Source organism: Megasphaera sp. DJF_B143 (assembly GCF_900320625.1).
Lineage (GTDB): Bacteria > Bacillota > Negativicutes > Veillonellales > Megasphaeraceae > Megasphaera > Megasphaera hexanoica.
The window spans coordinates 1-4,024 of the sequence record NZ_ONTA01000243.1 but is presented as its reverse complement, the minus strand read 5'-3'; the positions used below and the strand labels follow the sequence as shown (position 1 = coordinate 4,024).

Sequence of the window (4,024 nt, the reverse complement as noted above, 5' to 3'; positions counted from 1 at the left end):
CCGATAATACCGACAAACTCACCCGATTTGATTTCCAGACTCACGTCATGCAGGGCCGTTTTTTCAAACGGCGACCCCAGGCCGTACGTATGCGTAACATGTTCCAGCTTTATTGACATAATGCGTCTCCCAATTCTTCCTTGCTGATAATACTCCCTTCAATGGGGATTCCCTTTCTGCGCAGGCGGGCAGCCAGTTCTGCCGGTACAGGCACATCCAGCCCCAGTTCCAGCAGTTCATCGACATGAGTAAATACCTCGCGGGGCGTGCCATCCATTTTGACTTCTCCGTGGTGGATGACGATGACCCGGCCAGCCTGTACGGCTTCTTCCATAAAATGTGTAATAATGATGACCGTAATGCCTTCCTGGTTCAGCTGGCGGATGGTGTCCATGACTTCCTTCCGCCCCACAGGATCCAGCATGGCTGTCGGTTCATCCAGGACGATACAGCGAGACTGCATCGCCAGGATGCCTGCAATGGCCACCCGCTGTTTCTGGCCGCCGCTCAGAAGATGGGGGCCATGCTTAGCAAAAGCTGTCATGCGGACTCTGGCCAGGGCGTCACTGACACGCTGGCGGATTTCTTCCGGCGAGACACCCAGATTTTCCGGTCCAAAAGCAACATCCTCTTCTACGACGGCCGCGACGATCTGATTGTCAGGATTCTGAAAAACCATGCCCACGTTCTGGCGGATTTTCCACAAATTGGCCGGATCATCGGTCCGCATCCCCAGGACTTCACACGTTCCTTCCGTCGGTACGAGCAAGACGTTGAAATGCTTGGCTAATGTCGATTTTCCCGAGCCGTTCGTACCGATGACAGCGACGAATTCGCCGGGCTGTATTTCCAAAGAAATATCCTTCAGGGCATAGACGGTCTGCCCGTTTTCATCCTCATAGGTATGACTCATATGATCGAGTTTAATCATAGGTGTACTCATGTACCTGTCTCCTTACACGTGAATATATCCGCACCTATTATACAGGGTTTAAGCGTCCTTGTAAATCAGAACAGACGGCTTCCTGTCTGGTAGACAATAAAAGTCAGCACCCAGGCTACGGCAATCTGGAATACGACAGAAAGGGCCGTCCATTTCCAGCTGTGTGATTCAGCATGGATGGTGGCAATCGTCGCCGCACAGGGGATATAGAGCAGGGAAAACAACATCATACAGTACGCGTTAAGTTCTGTGAACCCCATCTGTCCCATGCTGGCCGCCAGAGTAGCCAGTGCCGTTGTAGAATTAATATTGACGCCATCGAAGAGTACGGCAAAGCTGGAAACGACAACTTCCTTGGCCGAAATACCGGCAAGGAGCGCCAGGGAAATCTGCCAGTATCCCAGACCAATCGGCGCAAAGAACGGCACCAGTCCCCGTCCGAGGATTGCCCCGAAACTGTGGGCCATGTCACCATAACCGGAAGGCCCGAAATTGAGGATGAACCACATGAGGATAGATGCGGCAAAAATTATCGTACCCGCACGGCTCAGATAATCTTTGACTTTTTCCTTTACGGAAATCATTACGGTGCGGCTGCTGGGCCGCTTGTATTCCGGTAATTCAATGAGCAGGGCATTATCTGCCTGCTGCCGGTGGAACAGATTCAGCAGCAGCAGGCAGATGAGTGCTACTACAATACCGATGAGGTACATCGAATAGGCAACGACCATGGCATGTTCCGGAAAGAACATGCCCGAAAATAAAATATAAATGGGCAGGCGGGCACTGCAGGACATAAAAGGCGTGACCAGCATGGTACGATAGCGGTCGGTCTTATTTTCCAGAGCCCGCGATGCCATGATAGCCGGTACACTGCAGCCGAATCCCAGGATCATGGGAATGAATGCCCGGCCAGAAAGGCCCAGATGATTCATGATGTCATTCATGATAAATGCCACCCGCGACATGTATCCACTGTCTTCCAGGACAGCCAGCGTAACAAATAAAATACAGATATTAGGCAGAAATGTCAGGATGCCGCCTACGCCGGCAATGATGCCATCACATACAAGAGAGATGAGCATCTCATCTGCCCCGAGGGACAGCAGGCCGTCTGTCGCATAGACCGACAGGATATCGATAGCCGACTCAAAATAATCCCGAAGCATATCACCGATAAAAAAGGTCAGGAAAAACACGACGCCCATGACGAAAAGGAAAATCGGGATACTAAGCCATCGGTTTGTCAGAATATGATCGGCATAGTCCGTCGCGGCTGCCCGTTTTGCCTGATTGACGACGACTTCCTGGATAATTTCTTCAATAAAACTGTATTTCTGATTAATAATGTCCGTTTCATAACTGCGGTCTACTACCCGTTCTATCCCTTTCAGCGGGAATTTTTTTGTAATTTCCGGGTCTTGTTCCAGCAGTTTCAGTGCATGCCAACGGTAATTAAAAAGGTCCGGATAGGCACTCTTCAACATATTCTGCAATTGGTCGATTTTATCTTCCAGCCCGTCGCTATACACCATGGCAAAATCCTGATGATGATTGTGCTTGTGATGTGTTTCATCGGAATGATTATGAATCAGCCGGTCGGGATGTACGTGGTCCTTATGGTGGATAGCCGCATGCAGCAGGACGCTGAGTCCCCTCCGCTTCAGCGCGGAAACGGGAATGACTGGCACGCCCAGCATCTCCGGCAGGCGGTGCAGGTCAATTTCCATACCACGTTTTTCGACAATATCCATCATGTTGAGCGCTACTACGACAGGCCTCCCCAGTTCGAGCAGCTGCAAAGTCAGATAGAGATTTCGTTCCAGCGCCGATGCATCGACGACATCGATGATGACATCGACGTCATCACTTAAGATAAAATTCCGCGATACCTGTTCTTCCATCGTATAAGAAGTCAGACTGTACGTCCCCGGTAAATCGACGAGATGGATATGAACGCCGTGGGAGTCGATGGCCCCTTCCACTTTTTCGACAGTGACGCCCGGCCAGTTCGCCACTTTCAGATTTGCTCCTGTATAGGCATTGAACAAGGTCGTCTTGCCACAATTCGGATTACCGATAAAGGCGACAGTCATCCCCTCGGTCGGCTCTGCACCCGTATGTTCCATTCCCTGGGGAATATGCTTTCCCCTTTCTTTTTTTCCCAATCCCAGCATAGTGTCAGCTCCTTACTACAATACGGGACGAAATGCCCCTGCCAATAGCCAGCCGCGTATTGCGTACTTTGATGATCATCGTGCCGCCATTTTTATTGTTCAGGACATCGACGGGTGTACTGACTATCATTCCCAGCGCCTGCAGACGTTTTTCAATTCGCGGCGCCAGGTTCAACGTTTCTACAATATACGTATGTCCTGCTATTCCCTGATCTAGCGTCATACTATCCCCCCCCTTACCGGGACCGTTCCGGACCGTACGCATTGTCACCTTCTGTTCCCCGTACGGTGAAAAAGGCCAGGAAACAAACGGCTGTAATGGACTGGACAGCTGTCCCCAGCGTATCCAGTGCCAGGATGGGAGCTACATAACTGCCTAAATAGCAAAAGTACGGAATGATAAAAAAAGCTCCTCCTTTATTCATATCATGACAGCGCCTCCATCCCAGTGACAACTGGGACCAGACGGTCGGAATGGTCAATACGATGAGCAGAATGCCAAATCCCCAGGCAAAATCAGTGCGATGGATAATAATCGATTCTACGATTTTACTATAGAGAATGAATGTAAACATAAACTGCGCCACGATGAGCAGCAATGTCCGCATAATGAAAGGTCGGCGGCCAATGCGTCCCTGAAAGGCAAAATATTTTTCTTTCAGTTCCTTGCCATTGCGGAATCCCAGAATACTGTCTTCCGATCCCATTCCGACGGGCATTTCCAGACCTTTATGGATACGCGCCGACTGGCGGGACCGCTTTTCTAACTTCAATTTCTTGCGGGACATATGTATACCTCCTGTATAACCGCTTATAATGCAACTGATGATAGCTGTTTTCTTCTAAATGGTATCATATTCTGTGCCTGCACTCAAATATTTTCCACAAATCTATGTTATAATAT

General features: G+C 49.8%; 4 protein-coding genes. All 4 read right to left on the bottom strand.

Annotated features, from left to right (window positions below):
- Positions 1-109: 109 nt before the first annotated feature.
- A complete protein-coding gene (locus DBO31_RS07200) occupies positions 110-943 on the bottom strand; it encodes an energy-coupling factor transporter ATPase (RefSeq protein ID WP_150824808.1) in 834 nt (277 codons plus the stop codon).
- A 65-nt stretch (positions 944-1,008) separates the two neighbouring features.
- Complete coding sequence (feoB, locus tag DBO31_RS07195; RefSeq protein ID WP_234995430.1) at positions 1,009-3,120, bottom strand: ferrous iron transport protein B; 2,112 nt, start codon at positions 3,118-3,120, stop codon at positions 1,009-1,011.
- Positions 3,121-3,124: 4 nt separating this feature from the next.
- Positions 3,125-3,343 carry a FeoA domain-containing protein gene (locus DBO31_RS07190; protein WP_059076721.1) on the bottom strand — a complete coding sequence of 73 codons (219 nt, stop codon included), beginning with the start codon at positions 3,341-3,343 and terminating at the stop codon, positions 3,125-3,127.
- Positions 3,344-3,356: 13 nt separating this feature from the next.
- Positions 3,357-3,908 carry a DUF805 domain-containing protein gene (locus DBO31_RS07185; RefSeq protein ID WP_113855430.1) on the bottom strand — a complete coding sequence of 184 codons (552 nt, stop codon included), beginning with the start codon at positions 3,906-3,908 and terminating at the stop codon, positions 3,357-3,359.
- Positions 3,909-4,024: the final 116 nt, after the last annotated feature.